The organism is Bartonella sp. SL320, from assembly GCF_059687635.1.
On the sequence record NZ_CM185143.1, the window covers coordinates 1,187,742 to 1,209,154 of the forward strand.

12 protein-coding genes and 1 pseudogene are annotated in these 21,413 nt (G+C 38.1%); 5 read left to right on the forward strand and 8 right to left on the reverse strand.

The window, feature by feature from the left end:
• The first annotated feature begins 93 nt into the window (after positions 1-93).
• Positions 94-1,248, forward strand: a complete 1,155-nt coding sequence (rnd, locus tag AC6ER8_RS04955; protein WP_497077654.1) for a ribonuclease D — start codon at positions 94-96, stop codon at positions 1,246-1,248.
• 366 nt (positions 1,249-1,614) lie between these two features.
• Here rnd and ppx read toward each other — a convergent pair whose 3' ends face one another.
• Positions 1,615-3,132, reverse strand: coding sequence for an exopolyphosphatase (ppx, locus tag AC6ER8_RS04960; RefSeq protein ID WP_497077655.1), 1,518 nt, complete (start codon positions 3,130-3,132; stop codon positions 1,615-1,617).
• Between the two features lie 6 nt (positions 3,133-3,138).
• A pseudogene (locus AC6ER8_RS04965) lies at positions 3,139-5,320 on the reverse strand (RNA degradosome polyphosphate kinase).
• A 325-nt stretch (positions 5,321-5,645) separates the two neighbouring features.
• Here AC6ER8_RS04965 and AC6ER8_RS04970 point away from each other — a divergent pair.
• Positions 5,646-5,894, forward strand: a complete 249-nt coding sequence (locus tag AC6ER8_RS04970; RefSeq protein ID WP_497077656.1) for a zinc-finger domain-containing protein — start codon at positions 5,646-5,648, stop codon at positions 5,892-5,894.
• A 48-nt stretch (positions 5,895-5,942) separates the two neighbouring features.
• Positions 5,943-7,190 carry an FAD-binding protein gene (locus AC6ER8_RS04975; protein ID WP_497077657.1) on the forward strand — a complete coding sequence of 416 codons (1,248 nt, stop codon included), beginning with the start codon at positions 5,943-5,945 and terminating at the stop codon, positions 7,188-7,190.
• 175 nt (positions 7,191-7,365) lie between these two features.
• Here AC6ER8_RS04975 and dnaE read toward each other — a convergent pair whose 3' ends face one another.
• Complete coding sequence (dnaE, locus tag AC6ER8_RS04980; protein ID WP_497077658.1) at positions 7,366-10,854, reverse strand: DNA polymerase III subunit alpha; 3,489 nt, start codon at positions 10,852-10,854, stop codon at positions 7,366-7,368.
• 398 nt (positions 10,855-11,252) lie between these two features.
• Between dnaE and recG the strand changes: the two genes are divergently transcribed.
• Positions 11,253-13,361, forward strand: coding sequence for an ATP-dependent DNA helicase RecG (recG, locus tag AC6ER8_RS04985; RefSeq protein WP_497077659.1), 2,109 nt, complete (start codon positions 11,253-11,255; stop codon positions 13,359-13,361).
• 1,158 nt (positions 13,362-14,519) lie between these two features.
• Here recG and glmS read toward each other — a convergent pair.
• From glmS to AC6ER8_RS05010, 5 genes are all read right to left on the reverse strand, one after another.
• Positions 14,520-16,343: a glutamine--fructose-6-phosphate transaminase (isomerizing) gene (gene glmS / locus AC6ER8_RS04990; protein WP_497077660.1), complete on the reverse strand. Its 1,824-nt coding sequence runs from the start codon at positions 16,341-16,343 to the stop codon at positions 14,520-14,522.
• Positions 16,344-16,516: 173 nt separating this feature from the next.
• Positions 16,517-17,881 carry a bifunctional UDP-N-acetylglucosamine diphosphorylase/glucosamine-1-phosphate N-acetyltransferase GlmU gene (gene glmU / locus AC6ER8_RS04995; protein WP_497077661.1) on the reverse strand — a complete coding sequence of 455 codons (1,365 nt, stop codon included), beginning with the start codon at positions 17,879-17,881 and terminating at the stop codon, positions 16,517-16,519.
• Positions 17,882-17,895: 14 nt separating this feature from the next.
• A complete protein-coding gene (locus AC6ER8_RS05000; RefSeq protein WP_497079611.1) occupies positions 17,896-18,684 on the reverse strand; it encodes a cytochrome c biogenesis CcdA family protein in 789 nt (262 codons plus the stop codon).
• 48 nt (positions 18,685-18,732) lie between these two features.
• Entirely contained in the window at positions 18,733-19,743 is a 1,011-nt protein-coding gene (locus tag AC6ER8_RS05005; protein WP_497077662.1) for an RgsD C-terminal domain-containing protein, read from the reverse strand.
• A gap of 13 nt (positions 19,744-19,756) precedes the next feature.
• Positions 19,757-20,080: a HesB/IscA family protein gene (locus tag AC6ER8_RS05010; protein WP_497077663.1), complete on the reverse strand. Its 324-nt coding sequence runs from the start codon at positions 20,078-20,080 to the stop codon at positions 19,757-19,759.
• Between the two features lie 109 nt (positions 20,081-20,189).
• Between AC6ER8_RS05010 and AC6ER8_RS05015 the strand changes: the two genes are divergently transcribed.
• Positions 20,190-21,392 (forward strand): deoxyguanosinetriphosphate triphosphohydrolase, encoded by a 1,203-nt coding sequence (locus tag AC6ER8_RS05015; protein WP_497077664.1) that lies wholly within the window; start codon positions 20,190-20,192, stop codon positions 21,390-21,392.
• Positions 21,393-21,413: the final 21 nt, after the last annotated feature.

Genomic DNA, 21,413 nt, shown 5'->3' on the forward strand with positions numbered 1-21,413 from the left:
CTTTTTAATCACCATTTGTCAAGATATTAAGAATAAAAACGCGAAAATAAAGTCAATATAAAGAAAAAAATCAATTTATCGAATTATAATAAAATGATGAATCTTATTACACAAACAACAGATCTTGAAATTGCACTTAACGCTCTCAGCACCTCTGATTTTGTAACAGTCGATACTGAATTTATCCGCGAAACAACTTTTTGGCCTCAACTGTGTTTAATCCAGCTTGCATCACCAGATGTTACCGTTCTGATTGATCCCATAGCACCAGATATTGATTTAAAACCGTTTTTTGATCTTATGATCGATAAAAAAATTGTCAAAGTTTTTCACTCCGCTCGCCAAGATATTGAAACAATTTATTATCTTGGAGGCGTTATTCCTTCCCCTCTCTTTGACACACAAGTAGCAGGATCAATTTGCGGATTTGGTGATTCTATCTCCTATGATCAAATTGTACAGCGCTGCACGGGGCATCATCTTGATAAATCCTCCCGTTTTACAGATTGGAGCTGTCGCCCGCTGTCTGAAAAACAACTGCTCTATGCCCTTGCTGATGTCACTTATCTAAGAGATGTTTATCTCCTCTTGAAAAAAAGGTTAGAAAAAGATCAACGGACTCATTGGATGGATGACGAAATAAAAATCCTTTTAAATCCTAAAACCTATGATATGCCAGAAGATGAAGCATGGAAAAAAGTGAAAGGAAAAGTTAAAAAACCGCGTGAACTTGCTGTATTACAAAAGATAGCAGCGTGGCGTGAACGTGAAGCACGAAAACACAATATGCCCCGTCGCCATATCATGAAAGATGAATGTCTTATCGAAATAGCAACCCAACAACCAAAAGATGAAGCTGCGTTAAAACGGTTGCGCGGTCTTAGTAAAAATTGGGATAAACGCTCAATCGCATCATCATTAATTAAGGCTGTCCACGAAGGCTTAGAGGTCGATCTTTCTACTTTACCCCCTATTCCTAAACATAACCCAATCAATGACACAACAGCCGCGGCTATTGATCTGCTCAAAGTACTCTTAAAACTTGTTGCAAACGAAAACGGCATTGCCCCTAAAATGATTGCAACATCTAATGATTTAGAAAAAATTGCTAATGGAGGAATAAAGAAAAATATTCCTGCTATGAATGGCTGGCGCTATGAAATATTTGGTCAAAAAGCTGAACAACTTCTAAAAGGCCAGATAGGATTTTACTTTAACGATGGAAAAATAAGCACAAAACAGTTTTAATTCATATTTTTAATATTCTGAGATTTCCATAGAGTCTCTCAAGAGAGGTTTATTTTGTGTCAAAATGAATGAAAAAACAGAAAAGAAAGGCTTTACAACCTCTCCCCATTAAACTCATTTTATTTGAAATAATATAGAAAAAATCTTTGAGTAAGTTTAAAATATTCTCATTTTTAAAAATCCATTACGCTCTGTATCAAAATCAATTGGTATGCGCTTATAAGCCATCCATAAATATGGTCTTAAAGTATGAGACGAACAAAATCCTTATCGAAATTGCAATATAATCATTAAAAATGAACGAGCATAGAAACGAAAATACCGAACCTCTTCAAATCTGAAACACGAATAAATTAGGAGGAAAAATCAAGAAATTTCAAAATCAAGAGGTTGTTTTATGATTTTTGATAATTTCTTTAACCGTCCAAGAGGGCGTTCTCCCAATAAACCAGCGTAATTTTTCGGGATTTTCAAAACAATATGGTCTACTTTTTTATGCCATAATAAATGAGGCAAGATTCCTGCAACAGAAGCGCTAAAAAGATGAGCAATACGCATGGTTTCACCAAGAATACGTGCTTTCTCAATGAGATTTTGCGTTGCTAATTGAAAAATGGGCAGAGATTCTTTATCAACCAGTAAACTCGTATTACGAAAAAAAACAGCTAGTGCCGCATAAAGACGCCCCTCGTGAGAAATTCCTGGATAAGACCCTAATGCTATCTGATTTGCCGCCTCATTACCTCGATAATCTGGGTGTATACGCCAACCAATATCGGCAAGAAGACAAGCCGCTTGACGATAACGGCATTCATTTTCAGTTTCTGAAATACCAAAAACTTCAAAGGCTTTCGTTGTAAAGTCAATAAGTTCTTCTGCCTGTTTTGGTGAGCGCGCCCGTAAAATAGCCATTTCTGTGCACGCCGCAATGAGAGGGTCTGAAGATCGAACCGCTTGGGACAAACGTGAATAAAGAAAACCTTCACGAACGCCAGCACCAGAAAAGATTATTTTTTCAAACTCCATACACTGAATGAGTTCGATCAGAACAATTGCCCCATAGGATAAAAGCTTCCGACGATTTTGTGAAACCGCTGCAATCCCTTTCATATTATCAATGTCGCCACTTGCGACAAGACGCAAAAAGTTCTCCATTTCCACGGCATCAACTTCATAGCCATGCATAACAGGGAGCCGATAGTGTTTCATTGCCATATGGAGTTTTGCCAAATTACGCCATGTCCCCCCTACGGCATAAAAATAACGTGCCCGACCTTTACGCGTACGTGCAACAGAAGATTTATAAAATTGCTCATGCACAATTTTTGCGGCCACACTACTATCATTATTCGACATATAATGTAGCCGTAAACCACCTAATGGAAGCGTTATCCCTTCACCGACATCAGAATGATCAATATCAATTAACTCGAGACTTCCACCACCAAGATCCCCAGAAAGACCTTTTGGTTGATAAAAAGTAGAGACAACTCCATAGGCCGAATACATCGCTTCTTCACTTCCTGAAAGAAGATATATTTTATTTTGTAAAACATTTTCAGCACTTTGAATAAATTCTAATCCATTTTTTGCATCTCGTGCTGCTGCCGTTGCTAAAGTATAGACCTTATCGGCCCCAATCTGTCGACAAAGCGTACGAAAGCGTTCTAGTGTTTGCAATGCCATTTTCACCGAATTTTCTTCTAAAAATCCCGTTTTTGCCACACCATGACCAAGGCCACAAAGAACCTTTTCATTAAACAAAACCGTCGGTGAGCGAACAAGTCCCTCATAAATAACCAGTCGAACAGAATTTGATCCAATGTCAATCACAGCAACAGGCTTGCGCCCTTTTAGCCGACCTTGAGCACCTCTATATGTCATTGGACTTCAGTCTTTATACATTTCAGCTTGTTGCCGATGCAATGCAACTAAGCGCGAAATCGAAGATTCAAAAGAACTCATTTCTCCCCGCAAAATCTGTATTGGCCATAAAATACTCCTGCGCATTAAACGGGCTTTCACCTCTCTGCGGTGTGATACGTTTCGATGTTCCGTTTTTGAGTATAGCAAAGCTTTGTTGATTATCAATGAGATTAGCCACCATAATTTGTAAAAGAATCTGCTGTCGTACCATTTTATTAAAAACTGGAACCAATATTTCAATTCGGTAGTCTAGATTACGAGGCATCATATCAGCAGAGCCGAAGTAAACAAGGGCATTTTCATTAGGCAAATCTTGACCATTCCCAAAACAAAAAATGCGGCTATGTTCAAGAAAACGCCCTACGATTGATTTTACACGAATATTATCCGAAATTCCTGGAATACGAGGACGTAAACAACATATCCCCCGCACGATCAAATCAATCTGTACCCCTGCTTGACTCGCATGATATAAAGCATCAATAATTTCAGGATCAACCAATGCGTTTACTTTCATCCAAATAGCAGCACATTTTCCTTGTTGTGCATGAACAATTTCACCTTTAATATGCTCTAAAATACGACCACGCAATGTTAAGGGTGAAAAAGCAATTTTCATTACCTCATTTGGGCGCTCATATTGCCCAATATAATTAAATAATAATGCAACATCATGAGCGATATCATTATCCGTGGAAAAAAAAGATAGATCCGTATAAGTTTTAGCGTTAACGGGATGATAATTTCCAGTTCCAAGATGAACATAAGAACAAAGATGTTTTCCTTCACGTCTTATAACCAGCGACATCTTGGCATGTGTCTTTAAGGCAATAAAACCAAAAATAACTTGAACGCCAGCACATTCGAGATCTCGTGCCCAACGAATATTGGCTTCCTCATCAAAACGTGCTTTAACCTCTACCAAAGCAGTCACAGACTTTCCTTGTTTAGCAGCTTCAATCAGAGCGCTAACAATGGGACTATCATTTGATGTCCGATAAAGAGTTTGTTTGATTTCTATAACATCAGGATCGCAGGCAGCTTGACGTAAAAATTGAACAACAATATCAAATGTTTCATAAGGGTGATGGATCACAATATCATTTTCACGAATAGCTGCAAAACAATCCCCATTATGTTTACGAATAGATTCTGGAACACGAGAAACATAAGGAGTAAACTTGAGATCATCACGAGGAATCGTAATAATCTCTGAGACCATATTAAGCGCTAAATATCCATCAAGAACATTAAGACAATTATCAGGAACAGCAAGACAACTTGCGATAAATTGACGCAAGTTTTCTGGCATTTTTGTGTCAAACTCAATTCGGATAACCTGCCCACGTCTTCGCCTTTTAAGAGCCGTTTCAAAAAAGTGAACAAGATCTTCAGCTTCTTCTTCTACTTCAATATCACTATCCCTAATCACTCTAAATGTACCAATTCCATTAACCTTATAGTGAGGAAATAGATATTTGATAAATAAGCAAATAACATCTTCAGATGCAATAAAACGAAAATGATTACCCTTTTGGGGAAGAAGAATAAAACGCCTCAAAAGCATTGAAAGTGGCAATAACATTGTACATGAGTGTTGATCCGCCCCTCCAGACAATTGAAGCGCAAGAGATAATCCTAAATTAGGAATAAAGGGAAAAGGCTGTATAGAATCAACAGGCAAAGGTTTGAGAACAGGAAAGATTTTCTCAAGAAAATATTTTTCAAGCCATGATTTTTCAATTTCTGACAGATCATCAGAACAAATAATTTCAATATTATTCTTTTTAAATTCTTCACGTAAAATATTCAATTCCTGTAGTTGGAGAGCCTGCAACTTTGAAGTCTCAGCTAACACAATATCAAGCTGCTCTTGTGGCGTATGCCCATCTGCACTGCACGTTGTAACATGAGCACGAACTTGAGCCGCAAGACCAGCGACACGAACCATAAAAAATTCATCAAGATTTGTCGCTGAAATCGAAAGAAATTGTAGCCGCTCTAATAAAGGATGTTTCGGATTAGCAGCTTCCATCAAAACACGATTATTAAATTGTAACCATGAAAACTCTCGATTAATAAACCGCGCCGGATTTTTCATTGTTAAACCCGATATAGAAATTTTATCTGCCACCCTCTGTTCCATATATTCTCATTAATCTTCTTTTATGCTTTTAAAAAGCCTTTAGGAAATATCTCACATAATATTTTATAATATGTTATCATCATACGAACACATTAATGCTTAATTTTTCTCATCATGTTAGCATTTGATATTTAAAAATACTTAAAATTCACTCCATGCGCAAAGCGCTAAAAGTATGATAACTATTCTAATATAGCATAAAATAGGGGAAATTTATCTTAAAAAGCATCTTGCATTATTACAAGCTTTATTACAAACTCATACTTGTAAAATAGAAGAACTTCATCATGCCTAATGAAATAATTTATTCTGGAGTTTGCACACCATGGCTGATCACAATATTCCCCATTTCCAAAATGACCTTGGATGTAAGACAATCGAAATTGGTGTAAAAGAATTTATGTGTGTGGGCGCTACACAACCATTCGATCATCCCCATATCTTCATCGACATGGGAGCAGCTGATGAGAAAGTCTGCCCTTATTGCTCAACACTTTATCGTTATGTTCCCTCACTCTCGTACAATCAAACAAACCCTATAGGATGTTTATACCAACCAGACAAGCAATTATAATGGGTTCTTTAGGCTTTTCTAATACCCTTTTAATTCTGCTTGTTTAATATGAAATCATTTGTGGACCCATCACCTATTATCGTTGGAGGAGGAATTGCTGGTTTAAGTACTGCTTTAGCGCTTGCTCATAAAGGAATCGCGAGTACCATTATTGAAAAGTGTAAGCAACTTGAAACTGTAGGCGCTGGTATTCAACTGACTCCAAATGCAACATCTATTCTCGCACGCTGGGGACTTCTTAATAAACTTACTGAAGCTGCAATAATTCCTCATTTTCTTGAGTTAAAAGATGGCGTATCTTTTAAAATACGTCTACGTGCTCATCTTATTAATCTAACAGAAAAATATTGGAAAAGCCCTTATATAACAATTCATCGTGCGGCTTTACAAAAAACTTTATACAACGCCGTGATTGAAAATTCTTTGATCAAATACAAAGCAGGTGAAACGATTGTCTCTTCTAGTCAATCTGCAACCGACATTAAAATAACAACAATCAAAACAGATACAGGAACAGAACAGCTTTATGCAACGCCCCTCCTGGTCGGGTGTGATGGCGTTTGGTCAACATTACGGCAACAATCTCCTTTTCATGAAAAAGCAACTTTTAGTGGCTTTATTGCTTGGCGTGCAACAACAGCATTTGATAATCTTCCTCAAAACTTTCGTTCTTCGTTGCAAAATATGAAGACAATCACAGCTTGGATGGGACCCAATAATCATCTTGTTGTCTATCCCATTCAAGCATCAGAAAAAATTTTTAATTTTGTTGCCATCACAAATGGAGAAAATTCAAAAGAAGGATGGGCCCATAAAGGCGATAAAGAAAAACTCAAAGCTCTTTTTAAGGGCTGGAATTCAAAAATCTTACAAATCTTTGATCATATTGATGAATGGAGATATTGGCCACTCTTTCACATGAAACAAAATCGCTTTGTAGGCTTAGAGAGACAAGTATTTGTTGGCGATTGTGCACATGCAGCTCTACCTTTTGCAGCGCAAGGTGCTGCTATGGCAATCGAAGACTCTGCCACATTAGCAGAAGTTCTTTCCTTGAAAGATCTTTCATTAACGAAAGCTCTTTCGCTTTACGAAACAACACGTATCCCCCGTATTGAAGCAGTAAAAAAACGCGGAGATTTCAACAAATTCGTTTATCATGCAACCGGCCCCATAGCAATAGCCCGTAATTTCATGATGAAAATTCGTACATCAGAGAGTATAATGTCAAATCTCAATTGGCTTTATATGTATGATGCGATGAATTCCATAAAAAATCATAATAAAAACTTATAAAATTCTTCTAATCCTTTGAATATTATTAAGGAAAAAGATTTTTGGGCTTTATGACACTAAAAGTTCATCATCATGTATATCAAATAACAAAAAGATCTTTCGAAATCACCTTTCCGATTTTAAAAGATAGTTTCTAGCTCTCTAAAAAAATACCACTTAAAATCAGTACCATTCTTTAACTCAATTCAACATCAACAACACCCTGAATCAACTTCATAGCATTGGCGACATGTGAATTTACCTTATATCGCTTGGGAAGTGCAATTTCGACTTCTCGTAATCCATCTTCCTGAATTAAGATAATCCCGACCTCTCCATTTCCTCCAAGGTTTAAATTTTGTTCAATTTGTGGAAGCATATCAACAGTTTTTATAAAGAGACGCATCATTTTATGCTGCTGTAATGCTTCCTTTTCCAAAGATTGAATTGTCTCAATTCGCAAACTAACCCCTTCAGAGCGATTTTCTGCACTCACCGTAATAATAAAAGATTTTCCGGGTTCTAGCATTTCTTCATAATCCGAAAGTGCTTCAGAAAAAAGAACCGCCTCATATTGTCCACTTGCATCAGAAAAATGAATGATTCCCATCTTTTTACCTGATTTTGTTTTGCGCACATTTTTTGCCACAACGGTTCCAGCAAGGCGTGCAGCGGTTGCTCCTCCCTTAACGGCATTGGAAAAATCACTCCAAGTCTGAACACGTTTTTTGGCAAGAATAGCTTGATACTCATCCAATGGATGTGCTGAAAAATAAAAACCTATTGCTTGAAATTCTCGATAAAGCTTTTCAGCCAGCAACCAAGGAGTGGTTTGTGATAAAATCAAAGGTTCTCTTAACCCACCTACCATTCCAAATATATCAACCTGCCCGCTCGAATTATCATCGAGAATACGAAGTGCCCGTGCATGAAGCGTTCCAAGATTGGCTAATAAAACCTCACGTGCAATGTTAAAACAATCAAAAGCACCAGCACAAACTAAACTTTCCATCGCACGCTTATTGACAATCCGAGGATCAACACGCGCACAAAAATCTTCCAAATCCTTAAAAGTCTGTTTCCCACGACTGGCAACAATATGATCAACAACCGTTTCTCCCACCCCTTTAATGGCTGCAAGAGAATAATAAATACAGTTATCACCAACCTCAAAAACACGATGAGATGTTTGTATAGAGGGTGCAATAACTTCAATACCCAGCCTTAATGCCTCACGCCGAAAATCATTGAGCTTATCCGTATTCGTCATATCATATGTCATTGAAGCAGCTAAAAACTCAACGGGATAATTGGCTTTCATATAAGCTGTTTGATAAGAAACAATGGCATAAGCAGCAGCATGCGATTTATTAAATCCGTAATCGGCAAATTTTGCTAAAAGATCAAAGATAATATCAGCTTGCTCTTTATCAACACCACCAGCAACGGCTCCATTGACAAAACGCGTACGTTGTTTTTGCATTTCTGCATGAATTTTTTTCCCCATAGCACGACGTAATAAATCAGCTTCTCCAAGTGAATAACCAGCCAGCACCTGAGCAATCTGCATCACCTGCTCTTGATACACAATAACCCCTTGTGTTTCTTTAATCAGATGATCTATTTTAGGATGAATAGAAGCGATTTCCTCTTCCCCGTGTTTGCGTGCATTATAAGTTGGAATATTCTCCATTGGGCCAGGACGATAAAGCGCAACCAACGCAATAATATCTTCAATACGATCTGGCTTCATGCCAATGAGCGCCTTGCGCATACCAGAACTTTCTACCTGAAACACGCCAACCGTTTCACCACGCGCCATCATAGCGTAGGTTGTTTCATCATTGAGAGGAATATTTGACAAATCTATTTTGATCCCTTTTCTGGCAACAAAATCAACAGCCATTTTCAAAACAGTCAGCGTTTTTAATCCCAGAAAATCAAATTTTACCAGCCCTGCCTGCTCAACATATTTCATGTTAAATTGTGTAACTGGCATATCAGAACGAGGATCGCGATACATCGGGACAAGCTCCCAAAGGGGACGATCTCCAATGACAATCCCAGCGGCATGCGTGGAAGCGTGACGATAAAGTCCCTCCAATTGAAGTGCTATATCTAATACACGTCCTATGAGCGGATCTTTTTTCTTTTCCTCTTCAAATTTCGGTTCATCCTTAATTGCATCAGCCAATTCCACTTGACTTCCTGGCGTAGCAGGAATGAGTTTTGTCAGATAATCCACCTGACGATAAGGAACTTCTAAAACACGCCCTACATCGCGTAAAACTGCGCGTGCTTGTAATTTACCAAAGGTAATAATTTGAGCAACTTGATCACGTCCATATTTTTTTTGAACATATTGAATAACTTCTTCGCGACGATCTTGACAAAAATCGATATCAAAATCTGGCATTGAAACACGATCTGGATTGAGAAAACGTTCAAAGAGAAGAGAAAAACGCAATGGATCAACATCAGTGATCGTCAAAGCATAAGCAACAAGTGAACCAGCACCAGAGCCCCGCCCTGGACCAACAGGAATATCATGAGCCTTTGCCCATTTTATGAAATCTGAAACGATAAGAAAATATCCAGAAAATTGCATCCGTGTAATAACTGAAACTTCATAATCAAGCCGCTGTTCATAATCTGCAACGGTATAGCCTTCAGCTAATCCAATTGTTTCAAGACGCATTTTTAAACCAGCTTTAGCTTGATTTAACAATTCACTATCTTCTACCTTTAAAGTAATTTGTGAATCAGTAGATTGTTCTATAAAGCGAGGCAATATCGGATTTCGGATGGGAGAAGCAATATGACAACGTAAGGCAATTTCAACGCTATTTTCTAAAGCTTCTGGAAGATCAGAAAACAGTTTTACCATTTCATCTTGGGACTTCAAATAATGATCTGGCGTCACTCGTTTTCGCTCTGGATTAGAGACAATTTGTCCTTCTGCAACAGCCATTAACGCATCATGCGCCTCATATCCTTCTCTCTTCAGAAAAAAAGATTCATTCGTTGCAACAAGAGGGATTTCATGCGCATAAGCCAATTCAATAAGACCAGCTTCTATTCTGCGGTCATAAGAACCATGCCGTTGTAATTCTATATAAAGACGATCAGTAAAAATTTTTTTCAAATAAATTAAACGCTCAACAGCACGTTCTTTTTTCTCTTCTGCCAAAGAAAGATTAATAGGTCCTCCCTTGCCGCCCGTTAAAGCAATGATGCCTTCACTGTGCGCCGATAACCAATCCGCTTTAATATGAGGAGGATCAGTATCACATTTATCAAGATAAGCACGGCTCACAAGGCGAACCAAATGAGCATAACCGCTCTCATTAGCTGCCAACAGAACCATAGAGCAAAAATCAGACGGATTACGTCCTTTAACCAAACGTGAATGCTCATTTTCATCACAAAAGTCAACGTTAAGCTGACAACCAATAATAGGTTGGACCCCATGAGAAAGACAATACTGTGAAAATTCCAAAGCACCAAATAAATTATTGGTATCAGTAATAGCAACCGCTGGTGCATGATCTGAAATCGTCTGTTGAATAATTTGTGGGATTTTTAAAGCCCCTTCGAGCAAGGAATAAGCTGAATGCACTCTCAAATGAATAAAGCGAGGAAGAGAATTTTTATATTCTTGCATTTTATTTTTATCTTTTTTCACTCTCACAATTTCCCACTACAAAATAAACGCCAAACAGCACTGCACTCTTTAAAGAAAAACCTTCAAGTTACCATAACTTTAAAGCTATAAATTCATCATCCCACATAAGAAAAATATTTCAATTTTATTGATATTTATAAGAGAGTTCTATCAAGAAAATGCTTCTATTCACAGCAAATAAACGCTTAAAATAAAAAGAAAAATATAGATGATTTATATAAGAACTTTAATTTTTGCATTCTTTTTCTATTTTTATATTCTTTTATTATATTTCTCTTTAAATATTAATTTTTCTTCCTAAAACTTAATGTGTAAAAAAATCTCCTCTTTATGACTTTATCCCCAAGAGGCTCTTTGAAAGGTCTAGAAAAAACAAAAAGAGCAGGTTAAATTTCCTCATGCCTCCAAATCTTCTTATTCCTCTTTTTAATTCTATTCGAACGCTCTCTGGTATTACACCTAGAATCTATGGCTTATTGACAAAACTTTTAAATGTTAATCCTACACAACGTGAAGCAACCCTTATTGATCTTCTTCAATTAATGCCTCATTCCGTGATAGATCGTAGAAGGTGTCCCAGCATTGCTTATGCAAAAGAAGGAGAGACCGTTACACTCGAAATTGTCATCGATCAACATCAACCACCACCCCGTGGCCATAACAAAATCCCCTATCGTGTTAACGCCCATGATGAAACAGGAAAAATAAATTTAGTCTTTTTTCATGCTCAACCTCTTTGGCTCAAAAAACAACTCCCCGAGGGAGGGAAAATTATTGTATCAGGAAAAGTTGAATGGTTTAATGAGCAACTCTCAATGGTCCATCCTGACTATATCGCTCCAAGCGAACAATCAAATCAAATTCCTCTTATCGAAGCTGTTTATCCCTCTACCGCTGGTCTCGCGGCAAAGACACTAAGACGTGCCATACAAAACGCTCTTGATTCTATTCCTCTCCTCCCAGAATGGATAGACGAAAATGTTAAAAAGCAGCAGAATTTTTCTTCTTTTTCTGTTGCCTTACGCCGTATCCATGCGCCCATTAATCCTGATGATCTATCTTTAGATAGTACAGCACGCAAACGTCTTGCCTATGATGAACTGCTTGCCTGTCAATTAGCTCTAGGCCTTGTGCGTTTAAAAACAAAATCTCTTGTTGGGACCTCTCGACCATCAACAGGAATTTATACGAAAAAATTGCTCAATGTCCTCCCTTTTCAACTCACAACGGGACAAATAAAAGCGGTCGAGGATATCACCAATGATCTTGCTTCACCAGAACCAATGCTAAGACTGCTCCAAGGTGATGTAGGAGCAGGAAAAACCGTCGTAGCACTCATGGCAATGGCACAAATTGCTGAAAATTCAGGACAATCAGCTTTAATGGCACCCACAGAAGTGCTTGCTCGGCAACATTTTGCCACCATTACCCCTCTTGCCGAAAAAATCGGATTAAAAACAACGCTTTTAACTGGACGAGAAAAAGGAAAATTGCGGACAAATATCTTGAATGATATTTCATCAGGTCAAGTATCCATTGTCATTGGAACCCATGCTCTTATACAAGAAAGTGTTATTTATAACAATCTCGCCTTAACCATTATCGATGAACAACACCGTTTTGGTGTGCACCAACGTATCGCTCTTACAGAAAAAGGCGATAAACCGGATATGCTGGTTATGACAGCAACCCCCATTCCTCGCACACTTGTTTTAACCGCTTTTGGTGATATGGATGTCTCTAAAATTATAGAAAAACCAAGGGGACGACAGCCTATTACGACAGCAATGCTTTCTTTGAAACGTATTCATGAGCTTATAGAACGAATCGCCGTTGCACTCGAAAAAGGAGAAAAGCTCTATTGGATTTGTCCTTTAGTAGAAGAATCAATCGCTCTTGATCTCACCTCCATTGAAAACCGTTTTGCCTTTCTCCATGAGCGCTTTGGAGCTTGCGTTGGGATGATTCATGGCAAAATGTCTACAGTAGAAAAAGAAGCTGCTATGGAATCTTTTAAAAGCGGGAATACACGTATTTTAGTTGCAACCACCGTTATTGAAGTGGGCGTGGATATTCCAGACGCTTCGATTATCATCATCGAACACGCAGAACATTTTGGCCTTTCACAATTGCACCAATTACGTGGACGTGTAGGACGAGGCGATAAAAAATCTTCCTGCATTTTGCTCTATAAAGATCCACTGACTAAAACAGCAGCAAAACGCCTGAATATTATCCGCAACACAGAAGATGGTTTTGAAATTGCTGAAGAAGATTGGCGATTGCGAGGCGAAGGAGAACTTTTGGGCACAAAACAATCCGGTGTCCCTGAGTTTCATATAGCAAACCTTGCCGTTCACAGTGATCTTTTGTCAATGGCAAGAAAGGATGCACGCTTGTTTTTACAACGTGATCCTCATCTTTCTTCTGATCGAGGACAAGCTTTACGATTGCTCCTTTATCTTTTCGGACACGATGATGCTACACGTCTCTTACGATCAGGATAATCAGGATAATCAGGATAATAAAGACTCTCTGAAAAAATAAAAATACCTCTCTCTTTAAATATGATTTTCTTTCTTGGGATCACTCATAAATGGCCTAACGCAATCCCTACACCATTATACTTCATGAAGGAAGAATAAACCAACAGAAGCATCTCCTCTCCCTATCTGAATTACGCTTGCATTAAAAGATTAACGTATTGATTTATAAAATAATATAATTTTATTTATATTAAATGAGAAGCTTGAATACCGTAGAATTTTCTCACTTTAAATCTATCCCATATTAAATCAATCAAAACCGTTTTCTTGCATACCACAAGCGGATCTAGTTTTTGGATAAAAACTGTACAAAAAAGGACTAAAAATGCCTCTTATAACCCCTTTCACGTACCAAAGGCTGTCACAATAGAGCTGGTTTGTAGTGGTGTTGATTTGCATCTTCACAAACCTAAAGACGGTGGTGCTCGATGGATTTTCCGATATACCGCCTCATAGGCGACAGTCGTAATGTGGGCTTGGAAACCTTGGGAGATGTTCCTTTAAAACAAGTGCGTGAATATGCCCCCTAAATATATTCTGTTTGGAGCGATCTATTTTCCTTGAAAAGGATTCCCCCCATTAAAGAGGACAATAAATCAAAGCGTGAAGCAATACATAATTTCTATTAAGATATTGCTTTAGATACTTTTGAAAGCTGTAAAGCTGCATTAAAGACTATGATAAGAATAGAAGTTCATTTAGATATTTATGGCTTTATATTTTCTTCAGATAAGGCTGTCTACCCGTTTAAAAAAAGCCCCCTAAAAGGATACACACTGCTCCTATCTTGCATACAAAAGCGACAACAACCAACAGAACTCCTATCCGTCTATAATATGTGTCTCAAACATGAAACTGCACGAAATGTGAATATTATAAGAAAAAGTACGCGCTTTCTTAGAATAGAAACCTACTACCATTCTTTTTACCCTTATATCCATACACCTGATCTGTTTTTTGACAGAATATTCGTCATTCTATCATCAAAGATTTTAAATGAAAAAATCCTGTCGTTGGTGCTCTCTTTCAACAGAGAAAAATTGAAAAACAAACCATCATTATAAATCAATTTGTTACACTTAATTATTCTCTAAAAATTCAGAAAGACACAATCTATTTTTACTCAACTGTGACTGATTTTGCTAAATTACGTGGCTGATCGACATCTGTTCCTAATAAAACAGCCGTATGATAAGCAATTAATTGAATGGGAAGCGCATAAATAATAGGAGAAATAAATTCTGGAACAGCTGGCAAAGTAATTGTTGATAAAGTGTTCAGACAAGCTGCTTCAGCGCCTTTTTGATCGGTGATCAAAATAATACGACCATTGCGCGCTACCACTTCTTGCATATTAGAAAAAGTCTTTTCAAACCATCGATCATAAGGCGCGACAACAATAACAGGTATTGTTTCATCCACCAGAGCAATGGGTCCATGCTTCAACTCACCCGCCGCATACCCTTCAGCGTGAATATAAGAAAGCTCTTTCAGTTTAAGGGCTCCCTCTAAAGCAATCGGATAAGATGTGCCACGTCCCAAATAAAGAACACTTTTTGCATTCACCAAATCACGACAAAGAGATTCAATTTTACCTTCTAATTTTAAAACCTCATTTAAAATACGGGGAACTTCCGCCAGCTGTTGAACCAATTGCTTTTCCATTTGAACTGAGAGACGTCCACGTTGTTTCCCAGCACTCAGTGCGAGTGAAGCAAGCGTTGCTAATTGACAGGTAAAAGCTTTTGTTGAAGCAACCCCAATTTCTGGTCCAGCAAGTGTTGGGAGAATAAAATCAGCTTCCCTTGCCATTGTTGATTGCTCAACATTGACAATTGTTGCTGTTTTTACACCCCGCTCACGACAATACCGCAAAGAAGCCAATGTATCCGCTGTTTCACCAGATTGAGAAACAAACAGCGATAACACATCAGACGTTATAGGAGGCTCACGATAACGAAACTCGGACGCAACATCATTATCAACACTTAAAGCGGTAAATTTCTCAAACCAATAGCGCGCAACTAAGGTTGAATAATAAGCCGTCCCACAACTTGCGAAAAAAAGCCGATGAATATTTTTCCAATCAATCAAATTCTCAAAGGGGCGAACGGTATAATTTCCAAGATCAAGATAATGCGCTAAATTATGCGAAATCACTTCAGGTTGCTCAAACATTTCCTTGTGCATAAAATGACGATGATTTCCCTTAGAAATCAATAAAGCTCCTTCAAGTAAGGTTGTCACAGGGCGTTTTACGGGTTGATTGTCTCCATCATAAATTGTAACGCCTTCGTGTGTGAGAACAGCCCAATCGCCATCTTCTAGATAGCTAATATGATCAACGAATGGTGCCAAAGCAAGAGCATCTGATCCCACAAAAAATTCATCTTTTCCATAGCCAATGGCCAGCGGTGGACCAGAACAAGCTGCAATCATAAGGTTATCTTCGCCTTCAAAAATAAGAGCAATAGTAAAAGCCCCCTGCAACCTTTTCCAACTGGTACGCACGGCTTCTTGCGGAGAAAGACCACTTTTTAATGCACGCGTTATTAAATGCGCAATAACTTCCGTATCCGTTTCTGTTTCAAAGATATAACCATCTTCAATGAGTTCCTTTTGCAATTCTACAAAATTTTCAATAATCCCATTATGAACAACTGCAAGCTTTTCAGTTACATGGGGATGCGCATTGCGTTCAACAGCAACGCCATGCGTCGCCCAACGGGTATGGCCAATCCCTAAATTTCCCTCCAGAGGTGTTTTTTTTAATTTTTCTTCTAAATGAACAAGCTTTCCCTCAGCGCGTACACGAGAAAGATGCCCCTTATGGACTGTTGCCACCCCAGATGAATCATACCCTCTATATTCAAGACGTTTTAATCCTTCCACTAAAGAAGATGTAACACACCTTTTTCCAAGAATTCCAACAATTCCACACATTAAAAAGCTCCAACCCACATCTTAAAGATTTAAATTTTATAAAATAATCCAACAGCCTTTATTTAAAACGATAAATAATAAAATAATTCAAACATAGAATACGGCAATCTCTCAGAGCAAACCTCTTACTCATCGTTAGATCGGCACAAAACACAGAAATAGACTGAAAATGATCATTTTTTCTGTTTGTTTTCTGACAAATTGTTCTCTAACAAGCGCGCCCGAAATTTTGTTGCATAGTCCTCTTTTATAACCTGTCGTGCACGCCCAAAAGCCATACTGTTCATAGGAATATTTTTAGTAATAACACTTCCTGAAGCAATATAAGAACCATTCCCTACCACTAATGGAGAAACAAGCGCCGTATTAGACCCAACAAAAGCATGATCACCAATCGTGGTTTTATATTTGTTAAATCCATCATAATTGCACGTAATGGTACCAGCTCCAATATTGGTATGTACACCAATTTCAGCATCACCAATATAACTTAAATGATTGATTTTAGAAGATTCTCCTATCTTAGCTTGTTTAACTTCACAAAAATTTCCAACCTTTACAGACTTTGCTAACTCTGTTCCTGGACGCAAACGTGCATAGGGACCAATTTGTGCATCTTGACCAACCACAGCACCTTCAAGATAACTAAATGCATGAATAACAGCACCAGAGTGTACTTTCACACCTAATCCAAAATAAACATTCGGCTCTATCACCACCCCTGGTTCAATTTCTGTATCATAAGAAAAATAGACTGTTTCTGGTTTTAAGAGTGTCACACCTGATAACATTAAATCGCGCGCTTTACGTTTTTGCCACAAAGAATCAGCCTCAGAAAGCTCAAAACAATTGTTAATTCCTACGATATCTTCAAAAGGAACTTCGACAACACGCACATCTAAACCTTCACGTGTTGCCAGAGAAGCAATATCTGTTAAGTAATATTCTTTTTTTCTATTATTATTATCAACCTTCTCTAAAAGAGAAAGTGCGTGCTTTCCACGCATAGCAAGGATTCCCCCATTACAAAAAGAAATCTTTTTTTCTTCACTGCTCGCATCTTTTTCTTCTACAATTTTGATCAATTGACCATTTTTCTTGAGAAGTCGCCCATAACCTGTTGGATTTTTAGTATGAAAGCCTGCAAAAACAACATCGGCTCCCTCAGCAAGTTCAGCACGAACTTTCAGCAATGAATCTTGCTGAATGAGAGGTGTATCTCCAAAAACAATGAGAATATCATCTGCTCCCTTTTGCAAAGCTAAACGAGCCGATAAAACAGCATGCGCCGTTCCTAAACGCTCTTTTTGTTCAAAAATCATCGCATCTTTTACAAATGACTGAACAACATGTGTAACTTTTTGAGCACCAAATCCTACAACAACAGCCAATTGTGAAGAGCCTGCCAATTCCATTTGTTTTAGAACGTGGCATATAAGAGGCAATCCAGCAATTTTATGAAGCACCTTAGGCAGAGACGATTTCATACGCGTCCCCTCACCTGCAGCAAGAACAATAGAAAGACAACTTCTAACCATAAAAACACACAAGACTAATGAGAAAATCCAAAAAAGTTCATAATATCGTGCCAACCAATATCTTCAACATAACTCAATGAAGGATAATGCTCTAAAAGCCAAAATGAAAGATCCTGCATAGAGCCTGTTAAAAACAAAATCCCTGTAACAATAAGAAAAACACCAATAATTTTTTCAACTTTTCCTAAATGAATACGAAAAGCTGCTAGAAATCGCATAAAATGACTCGAAAATAAAGCTGCCAACACAAAAGGAACCGCAAGACCTAATGCATAGATCGCTAATAAAATAGCTCCTTCTCCCACAGTTTCTTTTGTTCCAGCAAGCGTTATAATAGGCCCTAAAATAGGACCAATACACGGTGTCCAACCAAAGGCAAAAGCTAAACCAATAACATAGGCCCCTAAAAGACCTGCCGGTGTTTTATGGGTCTGGAAACGCGCTTCACGAAATAAAAAGTTAATCTTGAAAAGCCCTAAAAAATTTAAACCAAAAATAATAATAATCACTCCAGCAGCAAGAGCAAACCAATCACGATAATAACCGATGAACTTACCAATTGTACTTGCACTTGCACCTAAGGCCACAAAAACAGTGGTAAACCCCAGAACAAAAGCCATAACACAAGACAATAAAGCCCACCGTATAAGGGCTTTCTCATCACGCTTTTCTGAACGAAAATCATCAATACCAACCCCTGCCATATAGCATAAATAAGGAGGGACTAATGGCAAAACACATGGCGATAAAAAAGAGAGTGCCCCAGCAAAAAACACACCAACCGTAGAAATTTCAATCAAAATGCCCCCCTTTTCTCATCTCTCATCATAGTTTACCCCCATAAAAAACGATCAATCCGCATCTTCATCAATACGTTGCATATTTTGTTCATTCGCCACCACACTTATATCTTCGTCGTGACCAGAAATGACAGAAAAAACTTTTTGATAAATTTTATCTTTATTTTTAGCAATGGCAATATACTCTCCCTCTGCTAAGACGAGCGAAACATAAGCACCAACGGTTTCATACACAATATCACCAGAATCATTGGCAAGAGACCAACTTGTATCTGCAAGCGCTTCTCCTCCTTCTTGTCGTACCAGCTTTAAAACAATTTGAGCCGCCTGATGCTCAAGGGTAACCTCTGTCATTTTACCAGCTTCTACTTGAATATCCGAACGCGCTGTCGCATTAATGGAACCATAATGAGAAGCAACATGATAACGGCCAGCTTTTAAACGCACAACGGATTGAGGTTTTACATTTGATAAAACTATCCCCGTATCATCATTTTCTTTTTCATCCTCATAGATTGTGAAACGTAATTCTTTTTCATTGATAACACCATTGAGCAGTGTTGCATTTAAAATAAGCCCCCCAGCCTCAAGGTGAAAATTTTTCACAAGACTCTGCCCATTTTCTAGACGAACCTGACGCACAGCGCTCATATGACCAAATGAGACATGAACAATATAACTTCCGGGCTCTAAATCAAAACGCGCACTTCCCCCCTTATAAGTTGCCACTAAGGGTAATTTATTATCAATCCCTAGAATAGGAGCATAAACCCGCCAGACAAGCCCTTTCTCAATATCTTGACGACTATTTGTTAATTGAGCATTTAAAATAAGTTGTGCCTGAGATGTTAAATTCTCTTTTTCTGGCTCTTGAGACTTTAAAATAAAACTCCGTGATTGTCCCTGCTGCTGATCGACACTTTCTTCACAAAAAGCATAGGGGCTCCAGATCAATAAATTGAGCAACAAATATAACCACACACATCGGTGCACTATTTTTATAAGACTAGCCATTTTCGCATTGTTGACCAACATGATATTTTTTTCAAGAAACAATATCACAAAGCCATCACTCTTAAATTGAAAAACTCACACCACAACCACATGATGAAACAGCATTGGGATTATGGATTTGAAAAGATTGCCCCATAAGATCATCAACAAAATCAATCTCAGCTCCTTCCATGAAAGGAAGTGAAAGGGAATCAATAAGCACTGTTGCCCCATCTTTTTTGAGAACAAGATCCTCTTTACTTATTTCAGAAACCAAGTCATATTTGTAAGAAAAACCAGAACACCCACCCCCTTCAACAGAAATACGTAAAGCTATTTTATCGGGTTCACGCAAAAGTATCTGTACAATTTGCTTAGCAGCAACATCTGAAATTTTTACATTCATTTTATATATCCTTGCATTAAACCATCAAGAAAGAGTATCCCACACTGTAAAGAGAAACTTATTCATCATAAACCACTCTCGATTTTAAGATGATAATGGACAGCTTGCAATGAATATAGGCACGATCAACTTTAATTACCAATCTCGAGCGGTCTACAGTGCTCATCCACAAACAAGCCGTGGTCGATTATTCCATGAGACGATGAGCCCTATACGCTCACCCTTTCAACGAGATAGAGATCGTATTATTCATTCTAATGCGTTTCGACGTCTTAAACATAAAACGCAAGTGTTTATTGCTGATGAAAGCGATCATTATCGTACCCGCCTTACCCATTCCATAGAGGTTTCTCAAATTGCACGAACATTAGCCCGTGCCCTTTGTCTTGATGAAGATCTTGCCGAAGCTATTGCTCTTGTTCATGACTTTGGGCACACACCTTTTGGCCATGCAGGAGAAGAGGCTCTCAATGAAGCCATGGCTCATTATGGCGGTTTTGATCATAATGCACAAGCCTTACGCATTGTTACAAAACTAGAACAGCGCTATGCAAATTTTGATGGCCTCAACCTGACATGGGAAACCCTCGAGGGACTTGTAAAGCATAATGGTCCCCTTTTAGGTCCTCACGCAAAGAATAAAGAAGTTCCTATTGATATTTTACAATACAACGCAAAGCAAGATCTTGCACTCGATTGTTTTGCAGGACTAGAAGCGCAATGTGCTGCGATTGCAGATGATATTGCATACAATGCCCATGATATTGATGATGGTTTACGGTCGCAATTTTTAACACTCGAACAATTCGAAAGTGTTTTTCTAACTGCAGAAATATTAAAAGATATAACAAAGGAGCATCCCCACCTTGACCAAGCACGACGCGGTTACACACTCGTACGAAGACAAATAACAACCATGGTCGAAGATGTTATCAAGCAATCAAACGAAAATTTAGCACGCATCAAACCAACCAGCATAAACGATATTCACCAAGCAAAACAAACCATTGTTACCTTTTCACCATCAATGACCGTTTACGAAAAAGAACTAAAAAACTTTCTCTTTAAAAATCTTTATTATCACGAACAAGTTCTTAGTCGTCGCAATGAAGCAAAATGCATTGTACAAAAATTATTCAATTGTTATTATAAAAATCCAGATACAATGCCTGAAAGTTGGTGCAAAAAAACAGAACACTTAAAAAATCAAGAGTTAGCACGTCTGATTGCTGACTTCCTTTCGGGCATGACTGATCACTATGCTCTACGTGAATATCATCGTTTATTTGACCATAAAGATCATTTCGTTTAATGGCTTTTGGCATCATCATGG

Excerpts from the sequence above, each read along its gene's own strand:
- rnd (WP_497077654.1), top strand. The coding sequence starts at position 94 with ATGATGAATCTTATTACACAAACAACAGATCTTGAAATTGCACTTAAC.
- ppx (WP_497077655.1), bottom strand. The coding sequence starts at position 3,132 with ATGACATATAGAGGTGCTCAAGGTCGGCTAAAAGGGCGCAAGCCTGTT.
- AC6ER8_RS04970 (WP_497077656.1), top strand. The coding sequence starts at position 5,646 with ATGGCTGATCACAATATTCCCCATTTCCAAAATGACCTTGGATGTAAG.
- AC6ER8_RS04975 (WP_497077657.1), top strand. The coding sequence starts at position 5,943 with ATGAAATCATTTGTGGACCCATCACCTATTATCGTTGGAGGAGGAATT.
- recG (WP_497077659.1), top strand. The coding sequence starts at position 11,253 with ATGCCTCCAAATCTTCTTATTCCTCTTTTTAATTCTATTCGAACGCTC.
- glmS (WP_497077660.1), bottom strand. The coding sequence starts at position 16,343 with ATGTGTGGAATTGTTGGAATTCTTGGAAAAAGGTGTGTTACATCTTCT.
- glmU (WP_497077661.1), bottom strand. The coding sequence starts at position 17,881 with ATGGTTAGAAGTTGTCTTTCTATTGTTCTTGCTGCAGGTGAGGGGACG.
- AC6ER8_RS05010 (WP_497077663.1), bottom strand. The coding sequence starts at position 20,080 with ATGAATGTAAAAATTTCAGATGTTGCTGCTAAGCAAATTGTACAGATA.
- AC6ER8_RS05015 (WP_497077664.1), top strand. The coding sequence starts at position 20,190 with ATGAATATAGGCACGATCAACTTTAATTACCAATCTCGAGCGGTCTAC.